Below are 15,991 nucleotides of genomic sequence, written 5' to 3'. Positions count from 1 at the left end.
TAATGATGATATTGTTAACAATCTTTACCAATTCATGTTCGATGATATTTGGCATTTGCGTATACACTTTTAAGTAACCACATAGCTTATTGTGTCAGAAGTTATCTACGACACACGCTCAACCGAAACCGCGAGGCTATTGAAAAGTAAAGTCATGCTCAGAACAAATAAGAAACTCACAGAGCGAGGATGGAGGCTCCTGTGGCCATATTAAAAATGTTTGGAAAGAAAAATTCCAACAGTCCGGTCAACTCTGATATGGACAAGCAAAGAAAATACGAAGCGCTCGTCCGAGGGTACCATCGTGACTTATATCGCTACGCATACTGGTTGTGCAAAGATAAAGCGATAGCGGAAGATCTAGTTCAGGAAACCTGCCTTAGAGCTTGGAAGTCACTCGATAGTCTCCAGGATGAAAAAGCAGCCAAGTCTTGGCTCATCACCATATTGAGACGAGAAAATGCGCGCCGCTTCGAACGTAAACAATTTGATTTAGTTGATATCGATGATTACGGCAATGATGCTAAAGTCAGCGATGACCCACATCATCAGCAAGAATGGCTGCAAGCGCAGATCATGAAACTCGATGTTGAATACCGCGAGCCTTTATTTCTCCAAGTTGTCGGTGGTTTCAGCGGAGAAGAGATTGGCGACATTCTTGATTTAAATAAAAATACAGTGATGACTCGATTATTTCGCGCTCGTAATCAACTCAAAGAGATGTTGGATTCTCAAGATACTAAGAGAGGACAAAAGAATGGATGATTTAGAATTTCGTCGTCGTATTTTGTCGGATCCAAAACAAAAGGATGAAGAGATTCTGCAAGCTTTAGCTGGTAGCGACACCAACAATAAGTTTGTTGATGACGTTTTGGATCTCGACGTAAAAATTAAACAAGCCATGAATGTGGATGTACCTGAAGATCTCGCTGATAAGATTTTATTTAGTCAGACGTCGAGTGCACTTGATGAAGAGAAGGTCGTCAGACCAAACTTTGTGCGCAAAGCAATGGCACTTGCCGCTTCTATTGCGTTCACCGCAGGATTATTAGTTGGTCAAGTAAACTGGGGAAATGTTTTGGTTTCTCCAGCACAAGCCAGTTTAGCTGATACCGCGATGAAACACGTTATTCATGAAGAACCTTTTGTTCGTTATCTTGATGAGGATGTACCGAGCTCGCAAATTAATGCGAAAATGTCGCCATTTCATTACCAGTTTAGTGAAAGCTTTCCATATCACGTTTACTACCTAAACCACTGCGGTTTTGGCGAATCCAATGCGGTGCATATGGTATTCCAAGGTCCAAAAGGTAAAGTAACGTTATTTATTACTGGTATTCCTAGCGAACAAAGTACCGACTTTAATAAGGATGGCATGACCGGAATCGTTCAGCCCGTCGGGAGTTCAAGCCTGATTTTAGTCGGAGAAGAAGGTGAAAATATTGATGCTATCGCTACGACTCTTGCATCAATGATTAAACCGATGTAATAACTTCGACGATTTCCAGCCTTCAAAAGGTTAAATGCCGCTAAATGATCTCATTTAGCGGCATTTTTGTATAAATAGAACACAAAACATTCACCCTTGCTATAGCATTTAGAGCTTAAACTCTAAATTATGCATTTTAAGTGCAATTTCCCGTCTTTTAGACATCATTTCTGCAATTTTTATTCAATTTTATCCAATGGTCGGATTTGTCCAAGCAACTATTGATACTACTATCTGCGCCACTGAGCAAAAGCTCAATTTATCGTCCAAAGAGACGAATCTAATAAGGAAAAACAAATGACTCAGAACACGCGTCTGTTTAAAAAGACTCTCCTAGCAGTAACGGTAGCTTTTGCCTCAGGTCAATCGATGGCAGCGGGTTTCCAAATCAACGCTCAATCAGCAACTGGCATCGGCCGTGCATTTGCTGGTGATGCAGTAATCGCAGATAACGCCGCAGTAATGGCTCGTAACCCAGCAGCAATGGCTCTATTTGATAAAATGGAGCTTTCGCTAGGTTTCGAAAGCATTACTTCAATGATTGAAGTGAAAGATGCGAAATATAACGTTAATACTCCTTTGGGTTCTAGTACTGTAAATGTTGCTGACACTGATGATGTGGGTGATACGTCAATAGCTCCAAACATTCACCTAATCGTTCCAGTAAATGACAAGTTTGCATGGGGCGTAAACGCATACTCTAATTTCGGCACTAAAACTGAATTTTCAGATAACTATACCGCAACCGAGTACGGTGGTCTTACGGATGTAAAAAGCTTCAACTTTGGCTTTGCGGGTTCTTACCGTTTAAACGAACAATGGAGCTTTGGTGCTGGTTTAGATTTAATCTACGGCCAAGGCACAATGAAGCGTACAACTAGCTCTTCAGTCCCACGGGTTGGCGGTCAAAAAATTCTGGACGTAGATAAAGCTGATGGTTGGGCTGTTGGTTTCAACGTTGGTACTGTGTACGAACTAGATGAAAACAACCGTTTTGGTCTAGCGTATCGTTACAGCCCTGAATTTACAGCAAAAGACGACAAAGGTCAGGAAATCACGCTACCTCTACCAGATATGGCCGAGTTTTCTGGTTTCCACAAAATCCAAGACACTAAGTTTGCTGTACACTACAGCATCCAATACATCGGTTGGAAAGATTTCGACCAAATTGATTTTGAGAACCTAAATCAGGGTTTACTTAAAGGTGGTTACTCGAAAGACTATCAATGGCAAGATGGCTGGCACTACGCAATTGGTGGTACTTACTACCTAAACAACAACTGGACACTTCGTGCTGGTTACATGTACGACACAAGCGCTCAAGATAAAGTAACGTCTATCTCGGTACCAGATTCAGATCGCCAGTGGTTCTCAACAGGTTTCTCTTACCATATTGATAATAGCTCAAACATCGATTTTGGCTTCACATACTTGTTAGGTGAAGATGTAAAAGTTAATGAGAATACTCAATTAGCTCCTGGTCTTTCTACCGGTGTAACAGCAACAACTCATGCTGACGCAATTCTATTCGGCTTACAATACAGCCGTAGCTTCTAAGCGCTTCGCTGTTAGTTAGTAGAAAAATACTTTATATAAAAGGCTGGATTTCCAGCCTTTTTTCATATCTGCGATTTATTGCCCACTCAATTTGAGTGAACACGTGTATCTAAATCTCACAATTAGGACGCACAGCTGTTCGCTGAATTCCATTTACAAGCCCTTCACAGTTAGATTATTAAACCACCCAAGCAACACTTGAAAGCATAATATTCCAAATGACTGCTTGTGCTGGATTTTCATTTCTAAAGTAAAAACTCTACCTTTAAACTTTCGTCCCACGTTATAAACAAATCAGCGAACATTCGAATGAAAACCAACAAGACTCTTCTATCAACAGCAGTGGCATTAAGCCTACTTGGCACAACGGGCATGGCTAACGCAGCAGGTTTCCAACTTGCTGAATATTCTGCAACAGGCCTAGGTCGAGCATATGCTGGTGAAGCAGCAATGGCTGACAACGCAAGTGCACAATGGCGTAACCCAGCAATGCTAACTTATTTGGAAGGCACTCAAGTGTCCGTTGGTGCAATCTATGTGAACCCAAATATTGATATTGAAGGTGATGTAAACTTCCACGGTAGTACTTCTTCTGCATCTTCAGATGATTTCGCACATGATGCAATCATTCCAAACTTCTACCTATCACACCAATACAATGAGAAATTCGCGATTGGTTTGGCATTTGGCACCAACTACGGTATGGAAACCGATTTAGGGAAAGGCTTTGGTGCATCACACTTCGGTAACGAAGCAAGCGTAACGACAATGGAAGCGAACTTAAACGCAGCTTACAAAGTCAATGAATCAATCAGCGTTGGTGGTGGTATCCGTTACATCATCGGCGAAGGCAGCTTTGGCGCAGCAGCTCCTAAGAATAACGTTGTAGGAAAGCACCCTTTAACTGGCGATCCTATCAGTGTTCCTCAAGGTACCGCTCTAAAATACATGGAAGGTGACGATACCGCTTGGGGCTGGCAAGTTGGTACTGCATGGCAGATCAATGAAAATAACCGTATCGGCTTCGCGTACAAATCTGAAGTTGAACTGAAGCTTGAAGGCCATGCTGAAGGTCTAGGTTTTGGCTTCGGTACTTCTGAGCTTCCACAACTACGTGACAACGGCTACATGTACCTAAACCTGCCTGCAACGGCTGAGTTGGCAAGCTTCCACCAAGTAACAGACCAACTTGCGTTACACGCAAGCTTTAACTGGACGGATTGGAGCTCTTTCGATAAATTGGAAGCACGCCTAGATACCGCTGGCACGCATATGGTTAAAGTAGAAAACTGGGAAGATAACTACCGCTTTGCTGTTGGTGCCACTTACCAGCTTGATCCTAAGCTAGCGCTACGTACTGGTATTGCATACGATACTTCAGCGGTAAGCGACAAAAACCGTACGATCACTATTCCAGAAACTGACCGTACTTGGCTAAGTATTGGTGCAACGTACGATTGGACAAAAGACTTCAGCCTAGACGCTGGCTTCACCTATATTTTCGCGAAAGACGCACCAATCGTTGAGTCTCGTGGTTACAAGTCAGACGACGCTGCAGAACAAGTCGGCGGCCAATTCGTAGGCGAAACTACGGGTAATGTTTGGCTAATCGGTGTTCAAGCAAACTACCGTTTCTAACCAAACAGCAAAAATACAAAAAAGGCTTAGCATCAGCTAAGCCTTTTTTTATTTGTATATTGTAAAGAACAGCGCTTAAAAGTCTTCTAGGTATTCGTCTAAATACTCTTCTTCTTCGATGTTAACTTCTTCCACCGTTTCAACTTCTGCTTTAAAGTTTTGACGCTGAATATAAACATCGCGAGTAAGAATATATGGATCCGGCGACGAGTCTAACTGTGCTTCTTGCGGTACTAATAAAGCACGCTTCTCCATGCCTTCAAACGCCCACTTACCCAAACTCGCCCAGAAGTTGAGGTAAGAGAGGGGTAAATACGTACTATCTACGGTATCTGTCACTTCACGTAAGGTATACGGGCCATAACCTGGAATCATGAAGTAAGGGCCATTTCCAACACCATAGTGGCCTACTGCATCACTGAACGCTTTCTCGTCGTATTTCGTAATACCCGCGGCACTTGCAATATCGAATAAACCGAAAATACCAAACGTCGAGTTAATCCAAAAACGGTTAAAGTGGTCCACGGCTTTCGTGCCGTTACCCATGACTAAGTTATTAACCATGCTGGCTGGCTCATCTAAGTTCGACAAGAAGTTAGCGATACCGGAACGAATAGGAACTGGCGTGTATTCCACATACGCAAGCGATACAGGACGAACCAAATACGGATCTAAATATTCGTAGTTGATTTCCCACATGGTTCGGTTAAAGCCTTCCAACGGGTCATACACATCAGAAGTCGTTTGATTTGTTTCTTGTCCTGTTACTGCTTCATCAGGCGCACTTGAACAGCCAACCAGTCCAACTGCAAGCAGTAACAAGAAGGTAGATTTACCCTTGTTATACATTTTATTTTCCATAACGACTATTAATGTACCTAAGTCACCCAATGAACATTTGTACGTATGTTGAGCAGTATACGTAGTAAAGATGACTCAGATATGGGAATAAATAAAGGCCAGCAGTCGCTGGCCTTCGGTATTCTACTCGATCGTTTAGAGTCATACCACTAAAGGCAACAGACTCTACCCCGTTGTCATATTTCAGAGACAGACGCTAACGATTAATATTGCTGGTCAATGGTCACTTCAACCGGCGTGCCAAATTCAACGACGTCACTCTCCCCGTGCCAATCTTGGTCACGCGTTGCTACGTTACCGTCAGAGTCCACACGCACACGGACGATTAACTTTTCGAGTGAAGATAGTTTTTGCCCCTGCATCATGGCATTACCATCATCTAATACGACTGTACGAGGGAAAGTACCCAGCGGATAGCGAGCTGCCGCAACAGGCATTGGTGAGCCATCTGCACGATGTACCGACACAATCAGAACTGCGTTTGGATCCAACTGAGCATTTGGTGCCACATTAATTGTCACAGCGACACTCTTATCCGGTGAAACCGCTTCGCCCATTTGCTTACGAGCACTCTCAATACTGCGTGACAACATCTCGTAGCGGCTATCTTCTGGACCAATCATTTGCTGCATGATTCCCCAGTACTTGATGGCTGCCGGGAAGTCTTGACGCTCAAACGCATCGAACGCTAACAAAGAAAACACACGCAGATCGACATAGTCTTGCTGCATCAGCTTGCCGAGTAATGAGCGAGCCGTCGCTTGATCCATTTCCTCTTGAGACAGCATCAGAGCTTGTGCATAACCCAACATCACATCAGGATCTTTGGGCTCTAGGCGATATGACTTTTCCATCGCATCGATAGCAGTCGTGACATCACGATTTGCTAACGCAATACGACCTAGCAGTAACCAACCTGTCGAGTCTTCCGGCTGGTAATGTAAGCGAGTTCGAAGGGCAAGGGTCAAATCCGCCATTTCATCGTCACTCAACGGATCAGAAGAAGCCGACATCAGCTTTTTCGATAACTCAGGTAGATTTGCAGACACTTCTTGCCATTGAACAATATCGTCTGACGCGCCAAATTTGTAATACAAGCCATAGCTCAACGCCACCGTCAGAATTACCGATGGAACTAAAACCGCGATTGGTGAAACCTTGGTTTCCTTTTGCGCTTTATCACCCGGAATATCGTCAAGGAGAGACTGCTTTAGATCAGAAATCAGTTCGTCTTCGCTCTCCACCAGACCTTCGTCAGTTTCTTCTGCAAGTTCAGATAAACGGTCTTTATAGAAAGCCTTGTTGAGCTCATCGCGTAACACATCATCATTGTTCGCTTTTTGTTTAAGCAACGGCAAAGCCACCAGCGCACAAGCAATAAGCGTAAGAGCAACGGTGGAAATCCAAAATAGTGTCATTACTTCTTATCTCCGTTGTTCTCTTCTTCAAGCAATGCTTTTAAACGAGCCTCTTTTTGCTCATCCCATTGCTCGTCACTGCTCGCTTTTGCCTTAACTTTAGATTTACGGCTACGCAGTACAATCAAACCAAAACCACCCAATACCACAGCTAGAGGCCCTAGCCACAAAATTGCAGTCGCGACCGTAAATGGTGGGTTGTAAGTCACGAAGTTACCGTAACGGGCGATCATGTAATCAACAATCTCATCTTTGGACTTACCTTCTTTGGTCATTTCGTACACCTTATGGCGTAAGTCCTGAGCAAGTTCAGCGTTAGAATCCGAGATCGTGTTGTTCTGACATTTAGGGCAACGGAGCGTATGGCTTAACTCTTTGAACTGCTGTTCTTGTTCCAAGTTATCGAACTCGTATACTTCAATGGCAGCGTGAGCAGCAAGAGATAATGTCATGGCAGCAAAAACTGCAAGGATCAGCTTTCTCATTGCTTCGCCTCCTCAACCAATTTGTTGTAAAGCGGCTCCAGTGTTTCCGACCAATTACGTGGGTTTACATCCCCCACATGGCGATAACGAATCACACCATTTGCATCAATAATGAATGTTTCTGGTGCTCCATAAACGCCAAGGTCAAGACCAAGCATACCACTACCATCAAATAGGCTAATTAAGTACGGGTTGCCGAGATCATTCAACCAGCCTACCGCTTTGTTACGATCATCTTTGTAATTCATACCGATGATCTTAACGCCCTTACCCGCCAATTCGTTTAGGTATTTATGCTCTGCATAACATGTTGGACACCACGTTGCCCAAACGTTCAAGAGCAACGGCTCACCTTTAAAAATTGACTGGTCGTATTGTTTTCCAGGTTCAGCTAAGTCTTCTAAGTGAAACTCAGGAACTGGCTTACCAACCAAAACCGACTCCAATTTCGTTGGATCATCGCCCTCTTGGTTGCGCATTAACTGGGTTGCGAAAATGCCCGCCAAAATCATGAAAGCGACGAGCGGAATAAATAAGATTTTCTTATTCATGTTATGCCTCCTGCTCTTTTGACTTCGCGTTTTTCTTTGAAGATTTACGGAAGCGATAACGCTTATCTGAAATCGCTAGTGCACCGCCTAACGCCATAATCAAAGAGCCAGCCCAAATCCAACGAACGAACGGTTTATAGTAAATACGAACAGCCCAAGATCGGTTGTCGTCTAAACGTTCACCCATTGCAATGTATAAGTCACGACTAATTCCACGGTCAATGGCAGCTTCGGTCATCATAGACTTAGCCGTACGGTAGAAGCGCTTCTCAGCGTGAAGCGTATTCACGTATTTGCCATCATGTGTGATCTCAAAATCCGCGATGTAGCCATCGTAGTTTGGACCATCTTTATCACGCAGGCCTGAGAAGTAGAAATCATAACCTTGAATTTGGAAGTGTTCGCCAGGTGCTAAACGTACATCACGCTCGATGCTGTAGTTCTGTACCATCGCAATACCGATAACAGATACCGCCAGACCAACATGACCCAACATCATCGCCCAATGGCTACGCTGCAGCTTGCGAACGCCTTCACTAAAGCTATGACGGTGCGTTGCACGCTCATATAGTTCAAAGCCATGCATTGCAATAATCCAAATCGCCATTACCCAGCCAATGTAAGCCATAGTTGAGAAGAAGTCGGCAAACAGGTATACGCATACCGCGGCCAAAGCAAAAGCAAGCACACCTGAAACGAGCATTGGTTTCACAAGTTTAGATAAATTGTCTCGCTTCCAACGGATAAGTGGACCAATACCAAGTAGGAAAGCAAATGGCATCATCAACCACGCAAACAGCATGTCGAAGAATGGAGCACCGATAGAAACCGACCCCAAACCAAGCTGCTTATGTACGAGCGGCAATAATGTCCCCACTAACACCACAACAAGTGCTGCGATAAGTAATACGTTATTGGCTAGGAGCGCGTTTTCACGAGAGACTAAGTCGAAGTTACCTCGTACACGCACTGCCGCCCCTTTCACGGCAAACAGCAGTAAAGAACCACCGATAACGAAAACTAAGAAACCTAGAATAAACATACCGCGCGACGGGTCAGACGCGAACGCATGCACCGATACTAAAATACCGGAACGGACTAAGAATGTGCCCAACAAACTCAACGAAAATGCAGAGATTGCCAATAGTACCGTCCACGCTTTAAATGTGCCGCGTTTTTCTGTCACGGCAAGAGAGTGCATCAATGCGGTACCCGCTAACCAAGGCATGAATGATGCGTTTTCTACTGGGTCCCAGAACCACCAGCCACCCCAGCCAAGTTCGTAGTAAGCCCACCAAGAGCCTAGTGCGATACCGAGTGTTAAAAATACCCATGCAGCGGTTGTCCAAGGACGAGACCAACGGGCCCAAGCCGTATCAAGGCGTCCAGTCATTAGGGATGCGATCGCAAAAGAGAAGGCAACCGAGAAACCAACGTAGCCCATGTAAAGCATTGGCGGGTGAACAATCAAACCAGGGTCTTGAAGCAGAGGGTTCAAGTCACGCCCGTCAACCGGGAAGAAAGGCAACGTACGTAAGAATGGGTTTGACGTTAAGATGATAAACAGTAGGAAACCCACTGAGATCATGCCCATTACGGCAAGTACACGTGCAACCGACTCTTGCGGCATACCACGACTGAATGTCGCTACAGCGACAGTCCAAGCAGCTTGGATTAAAACCCATAGCAACAGTGAACCTTCGTGTGCACCCCATACTGCGGTTAAACGGTAGTACCAAGGAAGCTGACTATTCGAGTTGCTCGCTACATACTGTAACGTGAAGTCGTTGGTATAAAATCCCCAACATAAAATGGCGAAAGAGAACAACAGCATCAGGAACATAGACCAAGATAGCGGTCGCGCTGTGTTCATGAGCATGGTGTTATTATTCGATGCTCCCCACAATGGCAATACGCTCAGCAGCACAGCCATTGCAAGCGAAAGAATGAGAGCAAAGTGACCGATTTCAGCAATCATTGGCCGCTTCCTTGTTTCTGTTCGGTGCTGTATTGAAGCGGTTCATGCGTTTTCTTCATCGCTTCTGCAATTTCTGGTGGCATGTATTCTTCATCGTGCTTCGCTAGGACCTCAAATGCCTCAACTGTCGTGGCATCTTTCAGTACACCTTGAGCCACAATACCCTGCCCTTCACGGAACAAGTCAGGAAGAATACCGTCATAAGTAATCGTCACTTTAGGACCGACATCGTGCAGGTCAAAACTCACTTTCAAAGAATTAGGATCTCGACGAACCGAGCCCACAACCACCATACCACCAATACGCAGACGCTGGCCTACTTCTGGCTTGGTGCCATCTGGCTTACCATTAACCAATTCCGTTGGAGTGTAGAAAAGGTCCATATTTTGGTTAAGCGCATAAAGTATCAAACCAATGGTGGCACTAATACCGATAAAGATCGCTAGTACGATACCTAGCCTCTTTTTACGTCTCGGGTTCATAAGGTGTTCTCCATGTTCTTCGCTGCGTCGATACGAGCTTGACGGTCAATTTTTGCTTTCACTTCTTTCAATAATGCATCACCGCGGCGAAGGCTAGTGATCAGAAGAATCAGCATGGATAAGAAAGTAATACCAAACGCACTCCATACGTATGATGCGTAGCCACCCATGGCAAAAAAGTCGCTCAGAGATTCAAAATGCATAATCAATTACCTCACTGAGTTTGTTCTGTTGCGAGTTTGCGCACCCAAGGGCGGTGACTTTCTTTACTGATGATTTCGTTACGAAAACGTACCATCGTCACTGCACCAAAGAAGAACGCAAAGCCAAAGATGTTTAGCAATAACGGCCAAAGCATGTCGGATGAAATAGAAGGTTGTTCAAATTTCGTGATCGTCGCGCCTTGGTGAAGCGTGTTCCACCACTCTACGGAAAAGTGAATGATAGGTAGGTTCACGACGCCTACGATCGCTAAAATACCCGCCGCTTTTGCGGCTGTTTTCTGATCGTCAAACGCGTGATAAAGCGCAATAACACCAAGGTAGAGAAATAGAAGAATCAATTCTGAAGTAAGACGGGCGTCCCATACCCACCAAGTGCCCCACATTGGCTTACCCCAAACGGCACCAGTAAGTAGAGCAATGAAGGTAAATACCGCACCAATCGGCGCCATCGCAAGCGCCGCCATATCAGATAGACGTACTTGCCATACTAAGCCAATAAATGCCGCAATCGCCATCGACATATAAACGCCCATAGACCAAATAGCTGATGGGACATGAATGTAGATGATTCGGAAACTGTCACCTTGTTGGTAATCTGAAGGCGCAAATGCAAGCCCCCAAACCGTACCAACCGATAAGCATACGAGGGCCAATACAGAAAACCAAGGCAGAAACTTACCACTCAAACGGTAAGCGGTTTCTGGCTTGGCATAAGGATGTAGCCATTTCCACATGTTTTGTTCTCACTCTTACTTCAGGGACACTGTCTAAAGGGTTGAGACCGTAGCAGTGCTTTAATAATAATTCTTTGATCAAGCGCCGCTTCATTGGCACTTTATTGAGTTAGTTAACACTAACTCTCAATGCGGCACTAATGGCAAAAGGCGTTAACGTCATCGCTCCCATTAGCATCGCACCTAAAATTGCTAGTTGACCGTTATACGCCATACCAAGCGCGGCGGCATCAATTGCTGATGTTGCGAAAATCAAAATTGGGATGTAGAGCGGAAGAATAAGCAAACTCAAAAGAACGCCCCCCTTTTGCAACCCAACCGTCAAAGCCACACCAATAGCTCCAATAAAACTTAGTGTCGGTGTACCGATCATCAAGGTTAGTACAACAGATAACCAAGTATTGAAATCAAGCGAAAGTAAAACCGCCAATAATGGGCTAATTAGGATCAGAGGTAACCCTGTTAACAACCAATGTGCTATGACCTTTGAAACCACTACAAGTTGCAATGGAATCGGCATTAGCATCATTTGTTCCAATGCACCGTCTTGAAAATCATCACGAAATAGACGCTCTAATGATAATAAGGCGGATAGCAATGCGGCAACCCAAACAATGCCCGCTGCAATACGTGCTAACAAATTTGGTTCAGGCCCGATACTAAGAGGAAACAGAGTAATAACAATAATAAAGAACCAAAGCGGGTTCAGAATGTCTGCCTGACGGCGAAATGCTATCAATAGCTCGCGGCGAATGATGGTGGTCATAGATGGAATCATATCAATCACCCAACTTTATTTTTCTAAGTTTCGGGCTGTCCGAAAACATATCTTGATGCGTCGTCAACACGACAATACCGCCATTATCAGCGTGACTTGCGAACAAAGATTCAAGCACTTTGACGCCTTGCTTATCGATGGCGGTCAACGGTTCATCTAAAATCCATAAAATTTGCTTACTGAGCCATAACCTTGCTAGTGCCACTCGTCGTTGCTGACCTGCGGAAAGCTGTGCTACAGGCACATCTTCTCGACCGGCTAAACCAACTTGAGTTAAAGCAGTGAAGATTTCTTCGTCAGAAGAGCGGTTATTTTGAATAGATTGGTAAAAACGTAAGTTTTCTAGTGCGGTAAGCTCTCGTTTCACTCCAGTTTGATGCCCTAAGAACAGCAGATCTTGATGGAAAACATCACGAGATTTTTCAACCTCTTCTCCTTTCCACTTAATGATGCCTTCTTCTCTATCACCTAAACCTGTCACAATACGTAGTAACGTAGTTTTGCCAGTACCATTGCGCCCTTCTATCTGGACCAATTCACCAGGCTTAATTTCAAACTGCAGGTTTTCAAACAGGACCCTCTCATCACGGATCGCTGTCAGGTTAGATACTTCTAACATAGAGCTTCAACTAAAAAATGAACGAAGCGCTATATTAGCACAGCTTAGTTATGACAAAACAGGATAAGAGGGCTGGGATGTATGTAAGTTCATGTATTTTTGTTAATTAATCGTCACACTTTAATAAAATTAACTATAAGTAGTTATAAGCTCTCATTTTAACTTGGGGAGCGAGTGCTAAGAATGAAAAGAGCTTAAGGTAATCTAGGGCTGTATTGCAAAAAGATAATTAGTAACCGAACACAAAAAAAGAGGCTTATCGCCTCTTTTTATCGCTTTAAAACCTTTAGCGTCGACGACGTCCACGCGCCGGGTATTCTGCATCATCTGATGGCTGACCGCTTAGTGGTGGAATTTTCTCTTTTCCCGCCAGTTTTTTCTGTAGTGAAAGCATCAATTCCGCTTCAGCTTTTGGCAGTTCACACTCTTCAATGAGCTCATTGATATCTGCACCAAGCTGTACCATTTTAGAAGCTCGACTGTACAAGCGACCATCAGTATCAGCGTGTTCGAGTTCACGAATTCTCTCGTTTAGGTGCTGAATAATGTCTTGTTGTTCAGTTACTTTTTGTCCAAGACCAACGACAACCGAACGCACTTCGAGTAACTGCTTACTCAACTTTTGTACTTCTTTATCTACATGTCGAGACTGTGCTCGTTGCTGGTCTACTTGCTTTTGCAACCCCGAGCGAATGCGCAGTTGCAAAACAACCAACACCAACACGATAAAAGCGACGCCACCCGCAAGGAATGGAACAGATAAAAGAGTCTCTTCAGCCATCATCATTCAGCCCATTATAGGTGAGCCATCTCGTCCCATTCGTCATCCGTTAGGAGCTTGTTCAAATCCACAAGGATAAGAAGTTTGCCGTCACGGTTGCTCACACCTTGGATGAACTTCGCGCTTTCATCAGTACCAACAGAAGGCGTCGTGTCAATTTCAGAAGAACGTAGGTAAACCACTTCTGCCACACTATCTACCAAAATACCAATCACTTGACGCTCTGACTCGATCACAATAATACGAGTATTATCTGTAACTTCGCCTTCCATCAGGCCGAAACGCGAACGCGTGTCGATAACAGTAACCACGTTACCACGCAGGTTGATGATACCCAGAACATAATCTGGCGCACCTGGAACGGGTGCAATTTCAGTATAACGAAGTACTTCACGAACTTGCATTACGTTGATGCCGTACGTTTCTTCTTCTAGCTGGAACGTCACCCACTGAAGAACTTCGTCATTCGATGCATCTTTCTTCACTTCTACTTCAAAAGCTTGAGACATAGTTAATCCTCGTTAATGTCGTTCCCGACTTAAATCTAATTCAGTGATTTGACATCTAAACCGGCGTTTAGCATGTCAATGAGCGCCTGGACATGAATTAAGGCGCACATTTTTTCTTTTACCATGCCCGCTAGCCAAGGGCGTTTACCCGCCTGTTCACGCCAGCGAACCTTGTCGATATTGAGCGTTTCCGTCCCCATTAGTTGGTTACTGGCCAGCCCCCACATGCTCTCTCCAAGCATGACAACGTATTGGTAATTATCTTTGTAACTGTCATCGCGAAGCTTATCTGCCATCACCCATTTCGCGGTATCGACGACATCAAACTGTTGCTCACGATTTGTTTGTAGCCCCAAATACCAGGCGGGCTTTCCTATCAAATGGTTAAGCTCGCTGATGCGATGAATACCACCTAACTCATCAAGCGGTACGGCAAACGTGACATCATTCACATCAAAGTAAAGCACTTGAAAATCTTCACTTCGCTTCGTGCTTTCCCAGTCAGTTGGTATTTCGGAACCTGTTTGTGTCTCGAGCTCGGTATCAACGTTCGATTCTATATTGACATCATGCTCAATCACCGATTGAGGTTCAACCAGTTCTGGCTGAGTTTCCTCAAAAACTGGCGCATCAATCACCCAGTCTTGTATCTCTTCAACTGTTTGTAACTCGGGCGCCTCACTAACGGTTTGTACGTCTGGCTCAGCCGCTTTTATTTCTGCTGCAATATCAATCGTATTTTGTTCAAGAATACTATCAATATCTAACTCGGCTACAGGGTTGCTTGCTTCAAGCTGACTTAATAACCTTTGCACATCTTCCAGATTTGGGGCTTCCAATTCTGGCGGGTACGCTTCTTGAAACTGGTAAGTTTCCGGCTCCGAGTATTGAAACTGCAATTCTGGCTCTGGCTCTGGCTCTGGCTCTGGCTCTGGCTCTGGCTCTGGCTCTGGCTCTGGCTCTGGCTCTGGCTCTGGCTCTGGCTCTGCAGATGATATTTCTTGAGCCAGCAAGTCAAGCTCTTCCTCAAGAGTCGTTGCTTCAGCCTCACCCAATAGCGCATTAAAGTAGTCATCAAGCGCTTGTTCACTGGAAAGCACGTCGTTACTGCTCATCGAACGCTAACCTCTCCAGGTAAATCAATAACTGTTTATACGCAAACACACCGCGACTACCAGATGCAAAATGCGATGCTGGCAAATGCTTTAAACTAGCATCACGGAACTTGGTATCAATCGGCACCGCAGAGGTCCATACTTGATTTGGGTAATCTTTCTTCAGTTGCATCAATGTCTGCAAAGACGCTTTGGTGCGCTTGTCATACATCGTTGGAACGATAGTCACTTTGAAACCACCCGGACGAGACTTTTGCATAATGGTTAACGTGCGCATCATGCGTTCCAAGCCTTTCATCGCCAAAAACTCGGTTTGAACGGGAATCAAAATTCGGTCACTGGCGGCCAGTGCGTTGACCATCATCACACCAAGAATTGGCGGGCAGTCAATCAACACATAATCATAGTCTTGTGAGACCGCTTGTAGAGCTCGTTTTAAGATCAATCCCATCCCACTGCGATTCCCCATGACACGATCAAGCGTCGCAAGGGACATATGCGCGGGAATGATATCCATCCCTTCCAGTTTTGTCTCTAGGATTAACGGCCTCACCGTTTCACGAGAGAATGTCTTCAACTGGAATAAATCAAACAGGCTCGAAGTTACTGCGTCAGGATCATAACCAAGATAGGTAGTCAGTGATGCGTGAGGGTCAGTATCGACCATCAGTACGCGATGACCTTTTTGACTCAGCAAACCCGCTAATGTCACTGTTGAGGTGGTTTTACCCACGCCACCTTTCTGGTTAGCTACACTCCAAACAATCATGAT

General features: G+C 44.7%; 18 protein-coding genes. 4 read left to right on the top strand and 14 right to left on the bottom strand.

Annotated elements, in window-relative coordinates:
* Positions 1–189: 189 nt before the first annotated feature.
* The 4 genes from VEA_RS06585 to VEA_RS06570 all read left to right on the top strand — a co-directional run bounded on the left by VEA_RS06585 (position 190) and on the right by VEA_RS06570 (position 4,684).
* A complete protein-coding gene (locus VEA_RS06585; protein WP_029836529.1) occupies positions 190–765 on the top strand; it encodes a sigma-70 family RNA polymerase sigma factor in 576 nt (191 codons plus the stop codon).
* Complete coding sequence (locus VEA_RS06580; protein WP_006741719.1) at positions 758–1,489, top strand: DUF3379 domain-containing protein; 732 nt, start codon at positions 758–760, stop codon at positions 1,487–1,489. Before VEA_RS06585 ends, VEA_RS06580 begins: the two co-directional genes overlap by 8 nt.
* A gap of 297 nt (positions 1,490–1,786) precedes the next feature.
* The gene (locus VEA_RS06575) at positions 1,787–3,046 is read left to right on the top strand and encodes an outer membrane protein transport protein (RefSeq protein WP_006741718.1); all 1,260 of its coding nucleotides are present in this window, start codon (positions 1,787–1,789) and stop codon (positions 3,044–3,046) included.
* A 309-nt stretch (positions 3,047–3,355) separates the two neighbouring features.
* Entirely contained in the window at positions 3,356–4,684 is a 1,329-nt protein-coding gene (locus VEA_RS06570) for an outer membrane protein transport protein (protein ID WP_006741717.1), read from the top strand.
* A gap of 75 nt (positions 4,685–4,759) precedes the next feature.
* Here VEA_RS06570 and VEA_RS06565 read toward each other — a convergent pair whose 3' ends face one another.
* From VEA_RS06565 to VEA_RS06500, 14 genes are all read right to left on the bottom strand, one after another.
* Positions 4,760–5,533 (bottom strand): MlaA family lipoprotein, encoded by a 774-nt coding sequence (locus VEA_RS06565; RefSeq protein ID WP_005394290.1) that lies wholly within the window; start codon positions 5,531–5,533, stop codon positions 4,760–4,762.
* Between the two features lie 215 nt (positions 5,534–5,748).
* Complete coding sequence (ccmI, locus tag VEA_RS06560) at positions 5,749–6,963, bottom strand: c-type cytochrome biogenesis protein CcmI (RefSeq protein WP_006741715.1); 1,215 nt, start codon at positions 6,961–6,963, stop codon at positions 5,749–5,751.
* Positions 6,963–7,448, bottom strand: coding sequence for a cytochrome c-type biogenesis protein (locus VEA_RS06555; protein ID WP_005380519.1), 486 nt, complete (start codon positions 7,446–7,448; stop codon positions 6,963–6,965). Before VEA_RS06555 ends, ccmI begins: the two co-directional genes overlap by 1 nt.
* Positions 7,445–7,999: a DsbE family thiol:disulfide interchange protein gene (locus VEA_RS06550; protein WP_012841537.1), complete on the bottom strand. Its 555-nt coding sequence runs from the start codon at positions 7,997–7,999 to the stop codon at positions 7,445–7,447. Before VEA_RS06550 ends, VEA_RS06555 begins: the two co-directional genes overlap by 4 nt.
* A 1-nt stretch (position 8,000) precedes the next feature.
* Positions 8,001–9,977, bottom strand: a complete 1,977-nt coding sequence (locus VEA_RS06545) for a heme lyase CcmF/NrfE family subunit (RefSeq protein WP_005394299.1) — start codon at positions 9,975–9,977, stop codon at positions 8,001–8,003.
* The gene (ccmE, locus tag VEA_RS06540; RefSeq protein WP_005380516.1) at positions 9,974–10,459 is read right to left on the bottom strand and encodes a cytochrome c maturation protein CcmE; all 486 of its coding nucleotides are present in this window, start codon (positions 10,457–10,459) and stop codon (positions 9,974–9,976) included. Before ccmE ends, VEA_RS06545 begins: the two co-directional genes overlap by 4 nt.
* Entirely contained in the window at positions 10,456–10,662 is a 207-nt protein-coding gene (ccmD, locus tag VEA_RS06535) for a heme exporter protein CcmD (RefSeq protein WP_005380515.1), read from the bottom strand. The genes ccmE and ccmD overlap by 4 nt, the downstream gene beginning before the upstream one ends.
* Positions 10,663–10,673: 11 nt before the next feature.
* Positions 10,674–11,417, bottom strand: coding sequence for a heme ABC transporter permease (locus tag VEA_RS06530; RefSeq protein ID WP_005394301.1), 744 nt, complete (start codon positions 11,415–11,417; stop codon positions 10,674–10,676).
* 109 nt (positions 11,418–11,526) lie between these two features.
* The gene (gene ccmB, locus VEA_RS06525) at positions 11,527–12,195 is read right to left on the bottom strand and encodes a heme exporter protein CcmB (RefSeq protein ID WP_006741714.1); all 669 of its coding nucleotides are present in this window, start codon (positions 12,193–12,195) and stop codon (positions 11,527–11,529) included.
* 1 nt (position 12,196) lies between these two features.
* Positions 12,197–12,814, bottom strand: coding sequence for a cytochrome c biogenesis heme-transporting ATPase CcmA (gene ccmA, locus VEA_RS06520; RefSeq protein WP_012841536.1), 618 nt, complete (start codon positions 12,812–12,814; stop codon positions 12,197–12,199).
* Between the two features lie 286 nt (positions 12,815–13,100).
* Positions 13,101–13,595 carry a DUF2802 domain-containing protein gene (locus tag VEA_RS06515; RefSeq protein WP_041853027.1) on the bottom strand — a complete coding sequence of 165 codons (495 nt, stop codon included), beginning with the start codon at positions 13,593–13,595 and terminating at the stop codon, positions 13,101–13,103.
* A gap of 14 nt (positions 13,596–13,609) precedes the next feature.
* Positions 13,610–14,104: a chemotaxis protein CheW gene (locus VEA_RS06510; RefSeq protein ID WP_005380507.1), complete on the bottom strand. Its 495-nt coding sequence runs from the start codon at positions 14,102–14,104 to the stop codon at positions 13,610–13,612.
* Positions 14,105–14,139: 35 nt separating this feature from the next.
* Positions 14,140–15,219, bottom strand: a complete 1,080-nt coding sequence (locus VEA_RS06505) for a chemotaxis protein CheW (RefSeq protein ID WP_006741713.1) — start codon at positions 15,217–15,219, stop codon at positions 14,140–14,142.
* Positions 15,209–15,988: a ParA family protein gene (locus VEA_RS06500; RefSeq protein WP_006741712.1), complete on the bottom strand. Its 780-nt coding sequence runs from the start codon at positions 15,986–15,988 to the stop codon at positions 15,209–15,211. The genes VEA_RS06505 and VEA_RS06500 overlap by 11 nt, the downstream gene beginning before the upstream one ends.
* Positions 15,989–15,991 lie beyond the last annotated feature (3 nt).

The organism is Vibrio antiquarius (assembly GCF_000024825.1).
In the GTDB taxonomy this organism is placed as follows: Bacteria; Pseudomonadota; Gammaproteobacteria; order Enterobacterales; family Vibrionaceae; genus Vibrio; species Vibrio diabolicus.
This window is presented reverse-complemented; position numbering and strand designations above follow the sequence as displayed.

Coding starts and splice junctions, on each gene's coding strand:
- VEA_RS06585 (WP_029836529.1), top strand. CDS start 190: ATGGAGGCTCCTGTGGCCATATTAAAAATGTTTGGAAAGAAAAATTCC.
- VEA_RS06580 (WP_006741719.1), top strand. CDS start 758: ATGGATGATTTAGAATTTCGTCGTCGTATTTTGTCGGATCCAAAACAA.
- VEA_RS06575 (WP_006741718.1), top strand. CDS start 1,787: ATGACTCAGAACACGCGTCTGTTTAAAAAGACTCTCCTAGCAGTAACG.
- VEA_RS06570 (WP_006741717.1), top strand. CDS start 3,356: ATGAAAACCAACAAGACTCTTCTATCAACAGCAGTGGCATTAAGCCTA.
- VEA_RS06565 (WP_005394290.1), bottom strand. CDS start 5,533: ATGTATAACAAGGGTAAATCTACCTTCTTGTTACTGCTTGCAGTTGGA.
- ccmI (WP_006741715.1), bottom strand. CDS start 6,963: ATGACACTATTTTGGATTTCCACCGTTGCTCTTACGCTTATTGCTTGT.
- VEA_RS06555 (WP_005380519.1), bottom strand. CDS start 7,448: ATGAGAAAGCTGATCCTTGCAGTTTTTGCTGCCATGACATTATCTCTT.
- VEA_RS06550 (WP_012841537.1), bottom strand. CDS start 7,999: ATGAATAAGAAAATCTTATTTATTCCGCTCGTCGCTTTCATGATTTTG.
- VEA_RS06545 (WP_005394299.1), bottom strand. CDS start 9,977: ATGATTGCTGAAATCGGTCACTTTGCTCTCATTCTTTCGCTTGCAATG.
- ccmE (WP_005380516.1), bottom strand. CDS start 10,459: ATGAACCCGAGACGTAAAAAGAGGCTAGGTATCGTACTAGCGATCTTT.
- ccmD (WP_005380515.1), bottom strand. CDS start 10,662: ATGCATTTTGAATCTCTGAGCGACTTTTTTGCCATGGGTGGCTACGCA.
- VEA_RS06530 (WP_005394301.1), bottom strand. CDS start 11,417: ATGTGGAAATGGCTACATCCTTATGCCAAGCCAGAAACCGCTTACCGT.
- ccmB (WP_006741714.1), bottom strand. CDS start 12,195: ATGATTCCATCTATGACCACCATCATTCGCCGCGAGCTATTGATAGCA.
- ccmA (WP_012841536.1), bottom strand. CDS start 12,814: ATGTTAGAAGTATCTAACCTGACAGCGATCCGTGATGAGAGGGTCCTG.
- VEA_RS06515 (WP_041853027.1), bottom strand. CDS start 13,595: ATGGCTGAAGAGACTCTTTTATCTGTTCCATTCCTTGCGGGTGGCGTC.
- VEA_RS06510 (WP_005380507.1), bottom strand. CDS start 14,104: ATGTCTCAAGCTTTTGAAGTAGAAGTGAAGAAAGATGCATCGAATGAC.
- VEA_RS06505 (WP_006741713.1), bottom strand. CDS start 15,219: ATGAGCAGTAACGACGTGCTTTCCAGTGAACAAGCGCTTGATGACTAC.
- VEA_RS06500 (WP_006741712.1), bottom strand. CDS start 15,988: ATGATTGTTTGGAGTGTAGCTAACCAGAAAGGTGGCGTGGGTAAAACC.